The sequence below is a fragment of the Acidobacteriota bacterium genome (genome assembly GCA_033549365.1).
Lineage (GTDB): Bacteria > Acidobacteriota > Aminicenantia > Aminicenantales > Saccharicenantaceae > JAWSUF01.
The window spans coordinates 1-17,200 of the sequence record JAWSUF010000013.1 but is presented as its reverse complement, the minus strand read 5'-3'; the positions used below and the strand labels follow the sequence as shown (position 1 = coordinate 17,200).

Below are 17,200 nucleotides of genomic sequence, written 5' to 3'. Positions count from 1 at the left end.
TTTCTCCTTGGTTTCTTGGATGTGCATTCTTATATCCTCTCAGTGAATTCTTTTAGATCCTGCTCCCGGACCCGCCAGCATCGGCCATCTCCCAACTTGATAGCTGGCAGCCGGCCGGAACGAATCCATCGAATAACAGTCCCCCTGGATACCGCCAATATCAAGCATATTTCCTTGACAGTGAGGAATCTGATCATTTCTCCTCCTTGATAATGATTCATTGTGATCTGCTATGATACATAATAATCTTTTATTGTCGATAAGTCAAGCTATTGGTTCATTTTGACAAGTATTCATGGTAAGATTTTTCTGATATGAGCTCGGAATATCTCACAAAAAAGGATCTTGGCGATTATCTGAAGATTAGTCCGGCAACCATCAATAGGCTGATGAAACAGGGCCTCCCGCACATCAAGCTTGAGCGTCGCGTCCTTTTCCGAAAGGCCGATGTGGACAAGTGGCTGGAATCGAAGATTGTCGTTAAGTAATTCTCTTAAGCACTTGCAGAGGGATTCACACAATTTGACATACACCCAGACGCTTGGCTATTATTACTATTAGTTTATAATCAGAAAGGAAAAAGTCAGATGGGGATTAAAACCAAGGTACTTATCGGAGATGAATGGGTTGAAGGTGAAGAAATTGAGTTTCGCCCAAAACAAGAGGATTGGAATACCTATGAACTTGAGGATGGATCAATCATAAGGTTTAAGGCCATAGTCACAAAAGTAATCCGAACGGAAAAACGCCACCCTGTTCGAAATGAGCCAATCTACTCTGTATCTTCTACGAATGTAGTTGAGGCCATTGTTCCTGATAAATTGAAAAGAAGCTAAAATGCTGTCTAATACTCTTACCCTTGACATACTTGGCTCAACATGGCCTGATGAGGGAAGGAACACTATGACAGAGACTCACAATTCTTCTAATATTACAGTCGTTGATTTTTCTCGCTCTCCCCAAAAGATATCAAAAAGGAAGAGAAAAATCGGCGAAAGAATTACAAATGAGATTCTTGCTAATTCCGTAGAAAAGCGGGAAATCTATGAAGGGTTGATGCAGATTAGGCGGGGAGAGTATGTTGTTTGGGAAAAAACGCGTCGCTAGTTATGAAGTTAGGCTTTCTAAACAGGCCAATACTTACTACCAGCACGCAGGGAAAAGAATACAAAGACAATTCGATAGAAAAATCTCGGGTCTTAGCAAGGATCCGAGGGTTGGATATCCACTTACTGGAGAACTTCAGAATATATATGCCGTTCAATCGGGCAAGTTTAGGATCGAATATTTGATTAATCAGCATGAGGGCGCTGTCGAAATAGTTAGAATAGGACCTAGGGGAGATGTTTATAAGAAATAGACTCAAGAAACGACTCCAGAGCTGCTTCAATTGAAAAGCGTTCAATTCCCCATAAACTTTGTTTCCCCTATTTAATCATCAAAAGCAAGGCAACCCTGCTCAGTAATACTCCCTGATGTATCCATATGCCTTATCAAAAAGCTCCTGGTCCTGATGCAACCTGTACTTGAAGAGCGTCTTGCGCAGCGCCAGCTTCACTTCCCGCTCACCGGCGTGTGTGTTCTGCCAACCGTCAAAGCGGACATAACGCACGATCTCATCAATGTCATTCACGACCCTCTCGACAATAATCGGTGTTTCGGAGTTCTTCGCTTCTTCAAACAGCTCAGTCAGTGCGGCTTTTCCTTTGGCTTCACGTTCTACCGGAGGCTGCGTTCGTTCTATCACAACAACGTCACGGGCAAGATTCAGCAGTTCTTTTAAAAACTCCACACTCGTCATTAGCCCCCGTTCATGCTTCTCTTTCAAGTTTTCCAACCGTTCACCCAATGGCTTGAATCGGGGATCATGCAGACGCTTCCTGAGCCAGCGAGAGACTTTAATTTCGATCTCTTTGGCTTTTCTATTGGGGTCTGAGCCCTGTAAAACAGCTTCAAGAAGCTCTGCATCAAAAACGAGCGTTTCGAGATCATCGCGAATGGCATCGACATGGACGTGCTCGTGTATCAGCTCAATTGTCTTGGCACCCAGGGCGTGCCAGAGAAGTCGCCCGCTGCCGGATGACGGCTTCAATGACTCATAGACTTGAGACAGCCAGCGATAATCGGTCTCATATCGGCTGAGAACCGGATCAGGTGAAATCGCCTCCCAGAGACGGCTCAAGTAACTGAAGTCCGCTGCATAACGATCGCGCATATCGTTATTGGGCACACAGTCCTGGGCGGCAATCAAACCTTCGTATCCCGTCATAGTGCGGTCCACCCCGGCGAAATATGCAAGGCACTTCTGAACAGCTTCGGGAAGTTTCGCCTTGAGTTCACTGATATTCGCGACGACGCGAGTGATACCTTCTTCGTCAAATTGAATCGCCTGGGCGACATCGTCAAATACGCCGAGATAATCGACGATCAGTCCATGGGTCTTTGTTTCTCCGTAGGGCCGGTTGGTCCGGCAAATGGCTTGGAGAAGCGTGTGATCCCGAAGAGGTTTGTCGAGATACATTGTTTGCAGAATAGGCGCATCGAAACCGGTGAGCAATTTAGATGTCACAATAAGCATTTTCAGAGGATCTGCCGGATCACGGAATCGGTCGAGCAGGATTTCCTCCGCATCCCGGTCCCGGTCATAAGCGGCATACTTGCTTTCTCCGCTGTTAACCGTCATAACGATGTCGGAGACCTCTGTCGGCAGATACTCATCCAGAGCTTTCTTGTACAGAACGCAGCTTTCCCGATCGAAAGTCACCACCTGAGCACCGAATCCGGCCGGGGCCACCTTTTCCTGGAAATGCCAGGAGATGTCCGCACATATCTTCTGGACGCGCTCCGGCGACTTGACTAAAACAGCCATTTTCGCTGCAGTCTTGGCGAGTTGATCCCTGTCGAGATCGGTGAGATGTCCGGTAAGTTCTTTGAATGCTTGGTCAATCGCTTCTTTATCAATATGCATCTCAAGCATACGCGGCTCGAAATGCAGCGGTTTGGTGGCGCCGTCCCGGATGGACTCCTCAAAGCCATAACGGCTCATATATCCCGCATCATCCTCTTCAGCCCCGAAGGCATAGAATGTGTTTCGATCGGCACGATTGATCGGCGTCCCGGTCAGACCGAACAGGAATGCGTTCGGCAGTGCCTCGCGCATCTTCCGCCCTAAATCCCCTTCCTGGGTCCGGTGCGCTTCGTCCACCATGGCGATAATGTTGCTTCGAGGGTTGAGGATGCCCTCAGCCTCGCCAAATTTAAATATCGTCGTGATGATTATCTTACGCACATCCTGTTCCAATAAACGGTGTAGTTCCGCCCGACTGTCTGCCTTAATCAGGTTTGGTGTATCGGCGGCATAGAACGTGCTTGAGATCTGGGTGTCGAGATCAATTCGATCCACCACGATCATGACTGTTGGGTTTTTCAAGGCCGGATGCAGGCGCAGCTTACGCGCCGCAAAGAGCATCAGAAGCGACTTGCCCGAACCCTGGAAATGCCAGATTAAGCCCTTCTTAGGATACCCGGCCACCACACGCTCGACGATTTTGTTTGCACCGTCGTATTGCTGATAGCGAGAAACAATTTTAATCCGCCGCTTCTTCTTGTCCGTTGCATAACAGGTGAAGTTAGCCAGAAGATCGAGCAATACATGAGGTCGCAGAAGAGAATCCACTCCCCTTGCTACCTGTTCAAGAACCGGCGTTTTAACCTCAGATTCAATACGCCATGGACCCCACAGCTCCACAGGCAGCCCAATGGATCCATAGCGGAATTCCTTGCCTTCTGTAGCGACCGACAACAAATTCGGCACAAATAGTTCCGGCACATTACGCTCATAGTCATCATGAATCTGAATAGCCCCGTCCAACCAGCTCTGACTGGCCCGGACCGGAGTTTTCGCTTCAATCACCACTAATGGAATACCATTGATCAACAAGACCAAATCCGCCCGCTTTTCCGACGCACCCGCCCGGAAAGTGAATTGCGTTGTGACGACAAATTCGTTCTGCGCCATGTCGACAAAGTCGAGCAGCCGGATTGTGACATGCTCGTCGTTCTTTCCAAAGGGCATAGACCGCTCACCTGTCAACCACGCGGCAAACTCCTCATTAGCCTTGACCAGTCCGTCACTTCGCACGCCCAGGATTATGGCGCGTAGCTTGTAAAGGACATCGTCTGCTCGATCAGGCCGGGCTGCGATTTCCGGATTCAGCCGGATTAAGGCCTCACGCACCCAGGGCTCAACCAGGACATCTTGCGGCTGCCGTGGCACGTCGGCGGGCGGCGCAAACATCCACCCGAGACCGCCATAGTCCGCGTCTGCTTCGGCCATCATGCCGTGCCTCGGTATCCGCGTCCCGCGAGCCAGCCGGTCGCGGATGTAGGCTTCGATGGTGTTGGATTCGGTGAATGTCATCGCACGCACTCCATCATGCCCATCAACTCCGATGCAAGCTGTCGAGCAGCACACATCTTTCGTTTCACCGCCTTGCGGCATGCGACAATCGTTTCCTGTTGAACCACGACTTCGCGTTGGGTCACTACAGGCGGAAACGGGATGACCAGATTGCCGACGATCTGCTGATTGACCAGAGGTTGTGCACCACCCGACCGAAAACGGTTCAGACGCAAGCCGGTCAGGCAGAGCGCCACGTAGCCAACGTCAGCAGGTTTCTTCAGTTCGCTCATGAACAGGGCGTTGTCACTTACCCACGCGGGCTCATTGACCAAGTGGACAGCACCACAGTACTCACCAACTCGACCAATCACTATTGTTTGATGGGGCACCGCATCCATCGGGGTCGTCGTATAGCCAGCAATGCCGTTACCGCCGAGGACGGGCACAGGATTCTCACCACTCCGCGCCTTGGGTAACTGTGAAACAAGAATGCCGTCTCCACTTCGAAAACGGGCGATGTCTGAAATCCGGCATGTTGGGCAGTTGCTCCGCGATAGGACATCAGCCCCAAAAGATAGCCCCAGTCGTTCTAAGGCTTCGAGTGATAGGTGCAGTCTCTCAGTCAAACTGCAGCATGCTCCCAACACCTCCGCAATCCGCCGCTGCTCGTATAGCGGCGGCAGGGCGAACTCAAACTTAGCCAGACTTGACCAGTTGGTCCTCGGCGAAAGAGACCCAGCCGACGTCCCAATCGCATACTCAAAAAAGCGGTCGGTTAGGCAGATGAACGGCAGCAATTCGGGCAGGAGGCTTTTCGAATCGGCAGATTCCAGAACATAGATGTCACCGGAACAGACGCCGTCGAAATCGGCAACAGCCAATTTCCGCTGATACGCCCGCCGTTTTCCGAATAGGACGTGCCCAGCGCGGAATACGTTCGTGAACGTGGTCCCGTCAGCGGCATTTCCCCACTGTCGAATCTTCAGGTCGCCGGGAGAAAGATGCTCAAGCCCCACATAGCGGTCAAATCCGTTTTCCACAGGCCTGCTGGATCGTTCACGGCAAAGCCGCACAACATCCCCGAACGCCACCCGTGTCCACCCTCTCTTGAGCTTCTCAAGCATCGTCTGTCTCCCCGACAACGACGCCGTCCAGCATCTCTACCAAATCGTCCATTTGAAGCCAGAACTCGCGCCCGTTGGTTTCGAAGGTTTCCCATATCTGTTTCAAGTCTTGTCCGTCTCTGTCGTCTTTCTCATTGATGTTCTCGGCTGGCCGTACATAACGCGGAATGGAGAGGTTTCCGTCCTTCTCCAGAATCTCCTCCGTGCTCGCAACCTTGGCGAAGCCCGGCTCATCCGCGAATGCCTTGTACGCCGCCAGAATGCGCGCCTGATGCTCTGCCTTTAAAAAACTTTGCGCCCGCTCGCGGGCCACTTCCCGCACCGCGTCAATGAAAAGAACTTTGCCATGGCGGGCCGGCGACTTTTGAGTTCGACATATAACCACGCATGCTTCCATCGGCGAATTGTAGAAAAGGTTCGGCCCCAGCCCCAGCACACACTCCAGCAGGTCAGCCTCCACCAGCTTACTCCGCATGTCGGCCTCTTCGTTACGGAAGAGCACTCCGTGGGGGAAGAGAATAGCACAACGCCCTGTCTTCGGATCCAGGCTCTTGAGAATGTGCTGGAAGAAGGCGTAGTCGGCGCGTCCCTGAGGAGGTGTTCCGAGAAAGTTACGCCCCCATGGATCATTCTGCCACGCCTCGCGGTTCCATTTCTTAATCGAGTATGGCGGATTGGCGAGAATGACATCAAACGTGCGTAGACGGTCTTTTTCAGTGAAGGATGGGTTACTGAGGGTGTTGCCGGCTGCAATCTCAAAGTCTTCCACACCATGCAGGACCAGGTTCATGCGGGCGATAGCCGCTGTGATTTGGATAAGCTCTTGTCCGTAAAGACCGAGTGTGCGCACATCGCCGCCCCGGCGCTTCACCTCTGCCAGCGCGGAGATGAGCATGCCGCCTGTACCGACTGTTGGATCGTAAATTCGCTCGCCTATCTTGGGTTCGAGCATTTGAGTCATCAAGTGCACCAATGTTCGATTGGTGTAAAATTCCTGGGCCGTATGACCGCTGTCGTCGGCAAATTGTTTGATCAGGTATTCATAGGCGTTGCCAAGCTCGTCCTCAGGAACGGCCGATAAACTCAATGCCTGCTGTGAGAAGTGCTCGATCAGATTTTTCAGTGTCTCGTCGGGCATCTGTGCCTTGTCCGTCCATGAGGCATTGCCGAAAACCCCAGTCAGCCTCGGTAAGTTCGCCGCCTCAATGGCACGGAAAGCATTGAGCAACGCACGACCCACATCACGCGAAGCGGAACGGACATCAGACCAGTGCGCGCCGTCAGGGATAGTAAAGCGATCATTGGCCGTGGCCCGAGCATAATTTTCGTCCTTTGTCTCCTTCAATGCGATCTCATATTCCTCATCCCAAACATCGGAGAGCCGTTTGAAGAAGAGGAGTGGAAAGATATATTGTTTATAGTCGCCGGCATCGATCAGGCCCCGCAACAAGTTTGCAGCGCCCCAAAGATAGGATTCGAGCTCCCTTTGTGAGATTTGCCCCGTCATTTATTCAATACCTGTCGGAACCAGAGGATAGCCGCTTCTCCTTCTTTGCGCTTGACATCATCTACAGCGCGACTGTGGCGGATACTGTTTCTCAACTCTGCCAATTGATCGAACTTGATATTAAGGGTTTCCTTGTTTGCGAATCGAGATTGGAACTCATGCCAGGTGACCTGGGACGTGATAATCTCCTGAAGATCCCGAAGATCCGCAAATTCCAGCTTTGCCTTAAGGGCATGGTAGTTTTCCAAATCAATCGCGGCATTCTTCTTGGCTGCTTTTTGGATTTTTTCATATATTTTTTGGGCGATGTGCTGTGGCAAACGCCCTGGCTCATTGCCTAAAGTATCGATAATACACTTGCGCAAGTCTAACTCGGTTTTTTCGACATTCTGGTCGAGTTCTCTAAGGGATGGCGAGAGATCGAGACGTTCCTTGATCAATAGATTCTCTACGGCTTCAAGAATGGTTCGTTGGCGTTCTGTGATGAACGCATCATAGTCATCGGGACCGAAAGGATCACGTAAGAGAATATCCATTGCAAAAGAAGAAATAAAATGCGACTCAAGAATGGCCCGGACTTGTGTCTCACTGTTGTCGGCAATTAGATCTGGAAGGTATTCATTCGGAAGTCGATTGCGTATGATTTTTCGGTTTGTTTCAGCCGTTAAAGGCGTACGGTTGAGTATGGTATGAACAGCAATTCCCTTAAGCAAGTCCGTCGCCCGAGAAATAGGCACAATATGGTGGTCATCCAGGTCGCCGTACTGAGGGACATTACCAGTCATCCAATCCCGAGCTCCTTGAATAACCAAAAGATTAAATATTCCGTTATATACGGATGTTCCCTTTTTTGTCTCTTTCTTCAATTCCAAGCTGCGGAAGCGGTCATGAAACTCATGAAGCAACGCCGGTGTGGCATCCTCATCGTCCATCCATGCCCGAATATCGATGAAGTCGCGCGCGCTTGTCGATTCGACGGACCCGGAATATCGATTGATAAAAACAGAGGCCCAGTACCAGTGCCGAATTTTCCGCTGTGCATTCAGTTGTTGGTTTGCAGGAAGATCCTTACAGGCTGCCTGCAGAGCGGCAAAAACCGGGAGTATGGACACGTAGGGCAAGTACTGCGACGAACTCACGCCGAATTCATGCGGATGTTTTAACATATTGATACTGTCTTCAAGAGAGTTAACGGCATGACTCCACTTCTTCTGGAACTCCTTAATATCAGAGATCAAGATCTCTTTTCTGATCTTGCCGTCATCATCGCGAATTTGTTTTTCCTGTCCGGGAAGAAGGTAATACAAGTACTTGGGTGAACAGTAAGATTGGCATAAGATGGACATGATCTGAAGGACATAGACATTCATCTTTCCTGAGTCCACAAATTCCAGGCGCGGCGCGGCTTTCCTCCACATAAGCTTCAGTTGAAGTCCTTTTGGCTTCAGGAGAGCGTTCATAAGGTCAAACACGTCCAGGCGGATACCTTTGCTGTTAATCTGGGTAAAGATGTCGCAAACCTTATCTACGGCCAGATCCTTATCCAGCTCGATATAGGAAATCTGGTATTGTTCCGTGATCCCTTTCAGATGAATACTAAAAGATTTAGCGTTTTGTTCGTTGAGTTTCGCCTTTTCCAATGCCGAAACATCTCCATTTCTCTCGGCTTGCATACGCGCTTCTTTCCAATAATTCTCATAACCCTGTGCCCAGTTTGCGAGAGCCCAACCGCCCGTCCCGACAATGGAAAGAGGGAACAGATGTTCGGCATACTGGGCTTCAGGGCTACCAAGGATTTTGGCAAGCCTGCGAGAAAGCCACTCGTAATGAAAGGCCACATCGTATTCTTCGTTTATAAATTTCTCGACATTTACGAAGAAAACGGCACGATTGGCGCGTTTTGGCAGTGGCACGTTCGGCGCAACAAAAGCATAATAAAGCGCAGTCAGACGCTGTTGCCCGTCCAGAACAATATGTTCAGGTTCGCCGAAACCACAGTTCCAGGCCTGCTGACCGGTTTTATCTTTAAACCCATAAATAATCTCGCAAGAGAGAGCATCGAAGTTTTCTTTTTTTCCCTTCCAGAGCAGGAGGCTGCCGATATAATAGTCAAGGAAGATCGATCGCATAAGTTCCTTGATATCCCAAGGCCTCCACTCAAAATCGCGTTGGAAGTCGGGAATAACAAAGCGGCCTTCCTTAAGTCGTTCGACAAGCGCGTTCAAGCTGATGTGGTCCGGTTTCTGTGCATCTTTCATTTAAGCCACCCTCCCGAGGTCAGTACATCCCTGAGACGATCCTCTGCAGCACGGGCTTCGGCAAGAGCTTTCTTGAAAGCAGTCACCGCTTCCGGCAGCGGTGGGATATCCTCGCCGACGGAAGGCATTACGTAACGTGAGATATTCAGAGTCCAGTCTTCGGCTTTGATCTCTTCCAGGCCGACGACCCTGGCCCGATTCTCGACATCCCTGAACTCTTTTATCCATTGGACAATCTGTTTTGCATGTTCTGGATCTAAGTAATTCTGGGCACGGCCCTTTCTCATCAGCCCTGAGGCATCGACAATAAAGACCTTGCCTTCGCGAGATGGAGGCTTCGCTCCGCGCAGAATTACCACGGCCGGAGCCAGCCCGGTTCCATAGAAAATGTTCGGCGCAAGTCCGATAACGACCTCGAAAAGATCCCTCTCCAGGAGTTTGCGCCGAATTTGTCCTTCGGCGCCTTTCCGGAAAAGCGCACCCTGCGGAAGGACAACAGCCATGCGACCCGTTCGTTCAGCCATGGATGCCACCATATGTTGAACCCAGGCATAGTCGCCGTAACTCTCGGGCGGAAGACCAAATGCGGCACGTCCCCAAGGATCGGACTCCCAGATCTCCCTTCCCCATTCCTTTAGAGAAAACGGCGGATTGGCAATCACACAGTCGAAAGTGGCCAAGCCCCCTGTACTTGAATCCGTAAATGCGGGGTTACGAAGGGTATCCTCTCGAACAATCCGGAAGTCTTCGATGCCGTGAAGCACAAGATTCATTCGGGCAATCGATGCAGTTGTGAGATTTTTCTCCTGGCCATAGAGCTTGCCAAAGAACGTTCGAGGATCGCCACCCGCACGCTTGACGTGCTCAATCGCTGCTAACAACATGCCTCCGGTTCCACAAGCGGGGTCATAGATGCTCTCGCTCTCCTTTGGGTCAAGGATATCGATCATCATGCGAACGACACTGCGCGGTGTGTAGAATTCACCGGCCTTTTTACGCTTTGTGATGTCGGCAAATTTGCCAATCAGGTATTCGTAGGCATTGCCGAGTATGTCGGAACTTGCCTCTGAATTGCCGAGTGAAACCTCAGAGAGACCTTCAATGAGATCCTTGAGAATCTCATCGGTCAACATTTCACGGTTTCCCCAATCAGCGGCGCCGAACACACGATAAAGGGTGTCGGGATTGGCCCTTTCGATCTCTCTCATTGCGCGCGAAAGAGCGGCCCCGACATTGGCCGGAGTTTCGCGGACATCACGCCAGTGACAACCTTCAGGGACATTGAAACGATGGACCTCGGGAAAGTTGACGGGATCAGCATCTCCAAAAAGCTTGGCGGCCTCGGCCTGTTCTTCATCCCAAACATCGCAGATGCGCTTAAAAAAGAGCAGCGGTAGGATATAAGCCTTCCAATCGGTGCGGTCGACGGCGCTTCCTCGAAGGATTTCCGCACAGTTCCAGAGATGGGATTTAAGGTTTTGCAGAGTTAGCGACATTTCGTTTTATTCTCTGTTATGTAGCTGAGGAATTGCGAACCCAGAAACCCCGAAATATCCCCACTCAACATAGCTGGAAATTATCACAGCATTCGAGAGTATGTCAAAGTAAAACTCTGCCAGGCTATATCTTTGAAGATGGAAATCCCCGAAAACTAGGAATCAAATATCACCAATAATTTGGTTATGATCTTGATATTATTGGTTTTAAGATGTATTTTAATAATAAAGGCAGATGATAAATGACCAATCAATATAAGAAAGTCGCAAAGCCCACCGATAATCTCCCTGCGAAGTTCGAGGATCGACTCTCAGATGTGTTAACGACAGACAGGCAGAAGGCCTTCCTCAGAAACAGGATGGCTGGGATGAACAAGCGTCAAGCGGCAATCCAGGCTGGCTATGCTCCGGCAACTGCAAATATCGTAGCCAAGAAGATAACCGATAAGCTCGCCAGCAACAGACATTTCATTGAAGAAGCCCATCGGCAGGGCTTGACGGTCGAGGCCATCATTGGCGAACTTAAAAGGGGCGTAACTGAAGCTATGAATCCCCAGCACCCTGACCAGCCCGATAATTTTAACCGACGCTATTACACGGATATGGCCATAAGACTATTCGGCGCCTATGCACCCACAAGAATGGATATCGAAGTCGATAAAAGGGAGATTATTGTACATATCACCCCGGAGACAATTGAAAAGATTGCGCAGTGTCAGCAACTGATGGGGCAGGATGAGGCTGATTGTGGTGATGACGAATGTCCTTTTTGATTTTATTGCATATAAAAGCATAAAAGGTTTTTTTGATTGAATACTCGATTTTAGAATATAGATTGCTACTGGCGCTGTTGTTGTTCACCAAGTGGTATGACGAATACTGGTTAAGATGCGTGTCTCTTTATGAAAAGTAGCAGAGATTTTCCAGCCGGACCGCTGCTGGCCAGTTGCTACAATTGCTCCCGCGCCAACTGGACTTGCTATACTCAAAGTAGACCCAACTACCTCGAAGCCCCCTGTAACTACGAAGATTTCGTCTCCTTCAAAAGTTGATATCGGCTCCCCCCATGTAGCAAGAGCATCATCAAACTTCACTTTATTCACCCAAGACTGTAACTGGCTATCTAGGCTTAATTCTGACTATGGTGTTTCTTTATAATCAATGCTTTTACACCCGACTAATAAGATCGCTATGGCAATAAGCCATGATATTTTCCTATACATATTACCCTCCAACCAACATGAGGTTTTTATATCACAACTGAAAAATTGAACCAAATATATTAATTTTGCCTTCAAGTTAAATTTTTTCTCGTTGACAGTCTTATATCTTGGGTGTTATCTATGCTTGGGGTTAACATTTCTAAAACTTTTAACTAAGCTTTTTTGGAGGGGAAAAGATGGGCAAAAAGAGCAAATCTACTTTCTTTATTGCACGTTGTGCTATGGGTCTTCTTATTTTTTTCACAATTATCATTCTCACAAGTACAAGCTCATTTTTATCCTCTGAGGTTATCACTGAAGAGGAAGCGACGCCCTCATTAGCACCTCTTAATAAAGAATTTCTGAAGTACCTAAAAGATCCTAGCCTGAAATTATTCTCCCGATACACGGATGATGGCTATCCTCTGGGGCTCATCCCTTCCCCTCACGATGTTTCCTATTTTCAGGAAATGCCGACTACGAAAATCGAAGGCCTTCCCTCTTATTATGACCTTCGGGGAAGGAACAAGCTTACACCCGTAAAAGATCAGGGAAACTGCGGTTCATGTTGGGCTTTTGCTACTTTTGGATCTCTCGAATCTTTTTTATTTCCTGTTGAAAACTGGGATTTCTCTGAACAAAACCTTATTGACAACCATGGTTTTGACTGGGGGCCATGTGATGGAGGAAATCTTTTAATGGCGGCCGCATACCTAACACGTTGGAGTGGTCCTATTGATGAGAAAGATGACCCATATATATACGCGGCGGAGAAAAAACATGAGATAAAAAAGCATGTCCAGAATATTATCTATATTCCTCCAAAAAACAATTCCTTAGACAATGACAGTATAAAACAAGCTTTGATGAATTATGGTGCTTTATATACAAGTATGTTTTGGAAAAGCAGCTGCTACAACTCTTCAAATATGGCATATTACAATCCGGCCTATAAAGAGGGTGGACATGCAGTCTGTATTGTTGGCTGGGATGACAACTTCAATAGGAATAGATTTAATACAATACCACCGGGAAACGGTGCCTTCATAGTAAGAAATAGTTGGGGAAGAAACTGGGGAGATTCCGGATACTTCTACGTGTCATACTACGATGAGTATTTTGCTAGCAGAGGAATGAATGCAGTCTTTACATCTGAAGATCCAGCTAACTATGACGTTATCTACCAATATGATCCTCTCGGAAAAACATCGAGCATGGGCTATAATTCAAATACAGCATGGTTTTCTAATATATTCACCTCTACAACGACATATCCGCTCAAAGCAGTTAGTTTTTATACAGGGTCAACTCAAAACAGCTACGAGATTTATGTCTATAAGAATGTGTCCGATGGTGAACCTACAAGCGGAACCTTATCTGCAACAAAATCAGGAAAGCTCTTTTCTCCGGGGTATTTCACAATTCCGCTTGACAGAGCTGTTGCATTAACAATTAATCAAAAATTCTCTGTAGTAATTAAACTTAAGACAGACAACTATAATTATCCAATTCCCATTGAAACTCCTCTCCAAAATTATAGTAGTAAGGCTCGGGCCAACCCGAGAGAAGGTTTTGTTAGTAGAAATGGTACTGAATGGAGCGATCTACATACATCCTGGAGTTGGTCGGAGAATTATAGTGTCTGTTTAAAAGCATTTGCTAAAAAAATCGACATGTTTCACTTGACGATTCAGGCCGAGTCAGGTGGCACGTCAGACCCTCCGCCAGGTGTACACTCTTATGTGCCGGGTGAAGATGTAACGATTACCCCAATCCCTGACATCTATCACATCTTTACTAACTGGAGCGGCAGCGCATCAGGAAGCTCGGGACCGCTCACGATCACAATGGACTCCGACAAATCAATAACCGCTCATTTCCGCTTTATCCATCCACCGCATGCCTCGGGCAGGAAAGTTCTGAATCGAACTTTTTCACAAGCTGAATACATTAATATTCTTTCCTGGCAAGCGAATTCAGCCAATGCCGGCTTGAATATCATTAAATACAAAATATATTCCTTTGTTAATGGAGCCCCTTCTCTTCTCACGGAAGTCGCCGCCGATGTGAAAGAGTATTACCACCGCAATGCCGGAAAGGAACGGCTGGATTACCGGATTGTCGCCATTCACAGCTCCGGCCGCGAGGGCGCTCCGGCACATGTTATGGTTCAATAAAGGGGAATTTATCATGCTGACAACAAAAAACAGCTTGCTTAAATCTCTCGCAGCGGCAATCGTATGGCTGTTGCTTTCTCAGACCGCTTCTGCCGGAGAAGGCCTGAAAATCCGTATTTTAGGCATGGGTGCACCCGTTAGACAAGCCCCTGATACAACAGCACGCTTTATTCTTATTGCACAAAAAGGCCAAGTTTTTGAAGTCGTGGAAAAGCTAGAAAACTGGTATCTTATCAAACTCCCAAACTCTCAAGAAGGCTATGTACATAAATCTGTCGCCGAGGAACTTGTTGAAGTTGATGTGCCGAAAGTTGAAACACCGGAGAAGACTGTCGCCGAAAAAGCTATCCCGGTTGTTGAAAAACCGGCCCTTATTGTTGAGGAAAAGGCTGAGCCGGTAGTTGAAGTCCCAGAGAAGATGGTTGCTGAAAAACCGAAAGCACCGCCTGAGATAACAATTATCCGCCCAGCACCAAGTGCAGATAAAATTGCAATGCTTATGGCACGATTCGGATATTTTGTTGCCTCTGATTCCGCATTTAATGAAATCTACGAAAACGGGCCTGTATTTGGAGGCGAATTGCGTTTAGGTGGAAGAAAGGTTGCAGGATGGCTTGAAGGCGGTTACCGAGAGCACAAAGGCAAGTTCTCCTTCACTGGAGAAAAGACAAAAGTCAATGTCATAGGCGTTGAATTGGGTGTGCTTTATCGTCTATCCACCGGGACATTCCAGCCCAATGTAGGAACCGGAGTTGGATATTACATGTTCAATGAGAAGAATGCGCCTCTTGGCGAGGCCAAGGAGAATAAAATCGGTTTTTGTGGAATTGCAGGGATATCCATAATCCCAACGAAAGACTTGGTCTTGGATCTCCGGTTAAAATACTACACCTGCAAAATGAGACCGGCTGATTTTGATATTGAGATTGGCGGTCTGAGCCTGGATCTGGGAATTGGGTTTAGCTTCTAGGCGTCATCGCACCATACATTTTCTTAATCATTTTTTCTACTGAGAAAGATTTTTATTGTGCACCGCATATGTCAGATAACATATATTGCATTTACTTTTGGAGACTTGATTGCTCAAGCGGCTAACTGAAGAGGGTTAGGATGAGCCCAAAATTGCGAACGAATCTTGACACGACCTTCTTTTCATGTCACATAAAGGGTGAAATCCATGAAAAAACACATATTTCTATTATCTGGAATCGCTCTTTTCTTGATGGGCTGTGCCTTAACTGATATTAAATCTGTTTCAAGCTTTGATTCCGAGAAACGGCAATATTCGAAGATCCTAATCCTATCTTCATTTCAAGACCTGAGATATAAAGATGTTATCGAATCCGCGTTTCAACAAGCGTGCTTAAGAAATAATATTTTAGCTGCAACTGGTTCAGAAATATTACCTCCGGTTAGAGAATATTCCCAAGATGAAATAACAAAAAGATTTAGAGAGAGAAATATCGAAGGATTACTTATCGTAGCTCTTCAAGAATACTGGGAATCATCTGTAGCTATGCCAAGTATAACGACGACAACTGGAACAGCCGTCCTTATTGGAAACATTTTAAACTATTCAGAGCAACAACAGTCTTTACCTGAATTAGTTTTCACAATGCCAAATGCAAATTTTGACAGCAGGTTTTTTGACGGAGAGACAGGTCAGGCTGTTTGGCGAGCTACATCCCTATCTGCTGGAGATGTTTTTTCAGATTTTTCAAGTTTAGCAAAATCTCTTGCTGCAACTACTGTAGCCAAGCTCTTAAATGATAAGATCCTCATCCCGTCTCTCGCCAATTCTTCAGCAATCAGCAGCAGCTACATGGCGCCACCGAAAAGCCTCACGGAAGCTCTTACTTTGTACAATGAATTCTATATAAAGGGTGATTACCCAAGTGCTATATCGGGACTGTCATCCCTGAAACCATATCTTGATCAATATGAAACAAGAGGAACTGATAGGCTTCTTCTATCAAAAATCTATTTCTTATGGGGGTCATGCTTTATCAAAGCATATAATCGACCAGATCTTGCCGTCCTTCTTTTCGAAAAAACTTTGAATCAAAATCCTGACTATCGGCCAGATAAAAGCTTATTTGACACAACGGTAATTTCTTTGTACGAAAAATATAAAAATGATTTTTGGGTTCCTAGGATTGCTCTTAAGGAAAAAGAATTAAGCGAAAAGAATGAAGCCCAATCTAAAGAAATTGGGGCTAGAGAAAAGGATATTGCTGACAATGTTAGAAGGGGAGAACAGATTAGGATAATAAAATCCGGAGCAACCTTAAGAGTCCAGCCGGATTTTCAAAGCCTAATAATAAGAGAATTGCCCGTTGGTGCCCTTTTAGAATTTGACGATATTTCCGGAGAATGGGTAAAAATTAAGCTTCCGCCTAACAGCGATGGATTTGTTATTGTTGGATATATTCATGTTCTCTATGTAGAGCCGAATAGATAACCAGAATAGATTTCTCGCCTATATGGTAATTTTTTTAGCTTAATCTTAAATGAAACTCGGCCAAACCCAAGAAAGGTGATTAATAACCTTAAAAAGCTTTTTAACGCCTTTAGAAAAACTTTTAGAAATTATTAGAGACATTTGGTAATAAACCCGTCACCCGGGCCAGGGGCATTGTTCCCATACCCCCGCTGGTTCAAATCGGCTCGCCCCCTGCCCCCCCTCCCCCGGTCTCCCCTCCATAATACGCGCATGCGCTGTGCCCAGACCGGAGCTTGAAACTGTCGGCCGCCATGTTGATAGAATGTGGAGGTGTAAATCCATGAACAAGGAGCCGAGGTTGTTTGAACCGGGTGAAGACCTGGAAAGGATTTGGCTTGAGCGGGCCGGGCCGGATCTCTTGGCTGCACTCAGGCGGATCTTTGACCCGACTTTCGCCAATAGCTTTATCGGCAACTCGGAACTTATTGTATATCATGATGATAGCTCTTATCTTGGTGTAGTACCTAAATGGCCTCAGGATCAAGCTTCAGGGCCGTTAGGAGCTCGCGTTCGGTGCTCTCCAGGAGGCAG

The 17,200-nt window shown here is 47.5% G+C and carries 13 protein-coding genes; 7 read left to right on the top strand and 6 right to left on the bottom strand.

From position 1 onward, the window contains the following. Nucleotides 1-29 precede the first annotated feature (29 nt). On the bottom strand, nucleotides 30-197 hold the full coding sequence (locus SCM96_13600; protein ID MDW7761654.1) for a helix-turn-helix domain-containing protein: 168 nt from the start codon (nucleotides 195-197) through the stop codon (nucleotides 30-32). A 117-nt stretch (nucleotides 198-314) separates the two neighbouring features. Between SCM96_13600 and SCM96_13595 the strand changes: the two genes are divergently transcribed. Both SCM96_13595 and SCM96_13590 read left to right on the top strand, forming a co-directional pair. Next, nucleotides 315-488: a helix-turn-helix domain-containing protein gene (locus SCM96_13595; GenBank protein MDW7761653.1), complete on the top strand. Its 174-nt coding sequence runs from the start codon at nucleotides 315-317 to the stop codon at nucleotides 486-488. A 99-nt stretch (nucleotides 489-587) separates the two neighbouring features. Next, nucleotides 588-836 carry a hypothetical protein gene (locus tag SCM96_13590; protein MDW7761652.1) on the top strand — a complete coding sequence of 83 codons (249 nt, stop codon included), beginning with the start codon at nucleotides 588-590 and terminating at the stop codon, nucleotides 834-836. 623 nt (nucleotides 837-1,459) lie between these two features. Here the strand turns inward: SCM96_13590 and SCM96_13585 are convergent. From SCM96_13585 to SCM96_13565, 5 genes are read right to left on the bottom strand one after another with little or no spacing between them, the layout of a single operon-like run. Continuing rightward, on the bottom strand, nucleotides 1,460-4,420 hold the full coding sequence (locus SCM96_13585) for a type I restriction endonuclease subunit R (protein ID MDW7761651.1): 2,961 nt from the start codon (nucleotides 4,418-4,420) through the stop codon (nucleotides 1,460-1,462). Beyond that, nucleotides 4,417-5,526: a restriction endonuclease subunit S gene (locus SCM96_13580; protein ID MDW7761650.1), complete on the bottom strand. Its 1,110-nt coding sequence runs from the start codon at nucleotides 5,524-5,526 to the stop codon at nucleotides 4,417-4,419. The genes SCM96_13585 and SCM96_13580 overlap by 4 nt, the downstream gene beginning before the upstream one ends. Beyond that, a complete protein-coding gene (locus tag SCM96_13575) occupies nucleotides 5,519-7,033 on the bottom strand; it encodes a class I SAM-dependent DNA methyltransferase (GenBank protein MDW7761649.1) in 1,515 nt (504 codons plus the stop codon). Before SCM96_13575 ends, SCM96_13580 begins: the two co-directional genes overlap by 8 nt. Then, complete coding sequence (locus SCM96_13570; GenBank protein MDW7761648.1) at nucleotides 7,030-9,291, bottom strand: DUF262 domain-containing protein; 2,262 nt, start codon at nucleotides 9,289-9,291, stop codon at nucleotides 7,030-7,032. Before SCM96_13570 ends, SCM96_13575 begins: the two co-directional genes overlap by 4 nt. Continuing rightward, entirely contained in the window at nucleotides 9,288-10,787 is a 1,500-nt protein-coding gene (locus SCM96_13565; protein ID MDW7761647.1) for a class I SAM-dependent DNA methyltransferase, read from the bottom strand. Before SCM96_13565 ends, SCM96_13570 begins: the two co-directional genes overlap by 4 nt. 368 nt (nucleotides 10,788-11,155) lie before the next feature. On the opposite strand from SCM96_13565, the gene SCM96_13560 reads away from it, so the two are divergent. The 5 genes from SCM96_13560 to SCM96_13540 all read left to right on the top strand — a co-directional run. Then, nucleotides 11,156-11,560 (top strand): hypothetical protein, encoded by a 405-nt coding sequence (locus SCM96_13560; GenBank protein MDW7761646.1) that lies wholly within the window; start codon nucleotides 11,156-11,158, stop codon nucleotides 11,558-11,560. 626 nt (nucleotides 11,561-12,186) lie between these two features. Then, a complete protein-coding gene (locus SCM96_13555) occupies nucleotides 12,187-14,166 on the top strand; it encodes a lectin like domain-containing protein (protein MDW7761645.1) in 1,980 nt (659 codons plus the stop codon). Nucleotides 14,167-14,179: 13 nt separating this feature from the next. Next, complete coding sequence (locus SCM96_13550) at nucleotides 14,180-15,136, top strand: SH3 domain-containing protein (GenBank protein ID MDW7761644.1); 957 nt, start codon at nucleotides 14,180-14,182, stop codon at nucleotides 15,134-15,136. Between the two features lie 207 nt (nucleotides 15,137-15,343). Next, entirely contained in the window at nucleotides 15,344-16,627 is a 1,284-nt protein-coding gene (locus SCM96_13545) for an SH3 domain-containing protein (protein ID MDW7761643.1), read from the top strand. 322 nt (nucleotides 16,628-16,949) lie between these two features. Next, nucleotides 16,950-17,200: hypothetical protein (locus SCM96_13540; protein MDW7761642.1), on the top strand; the 251-nt coding region annotated here is incomplete at its 3' end.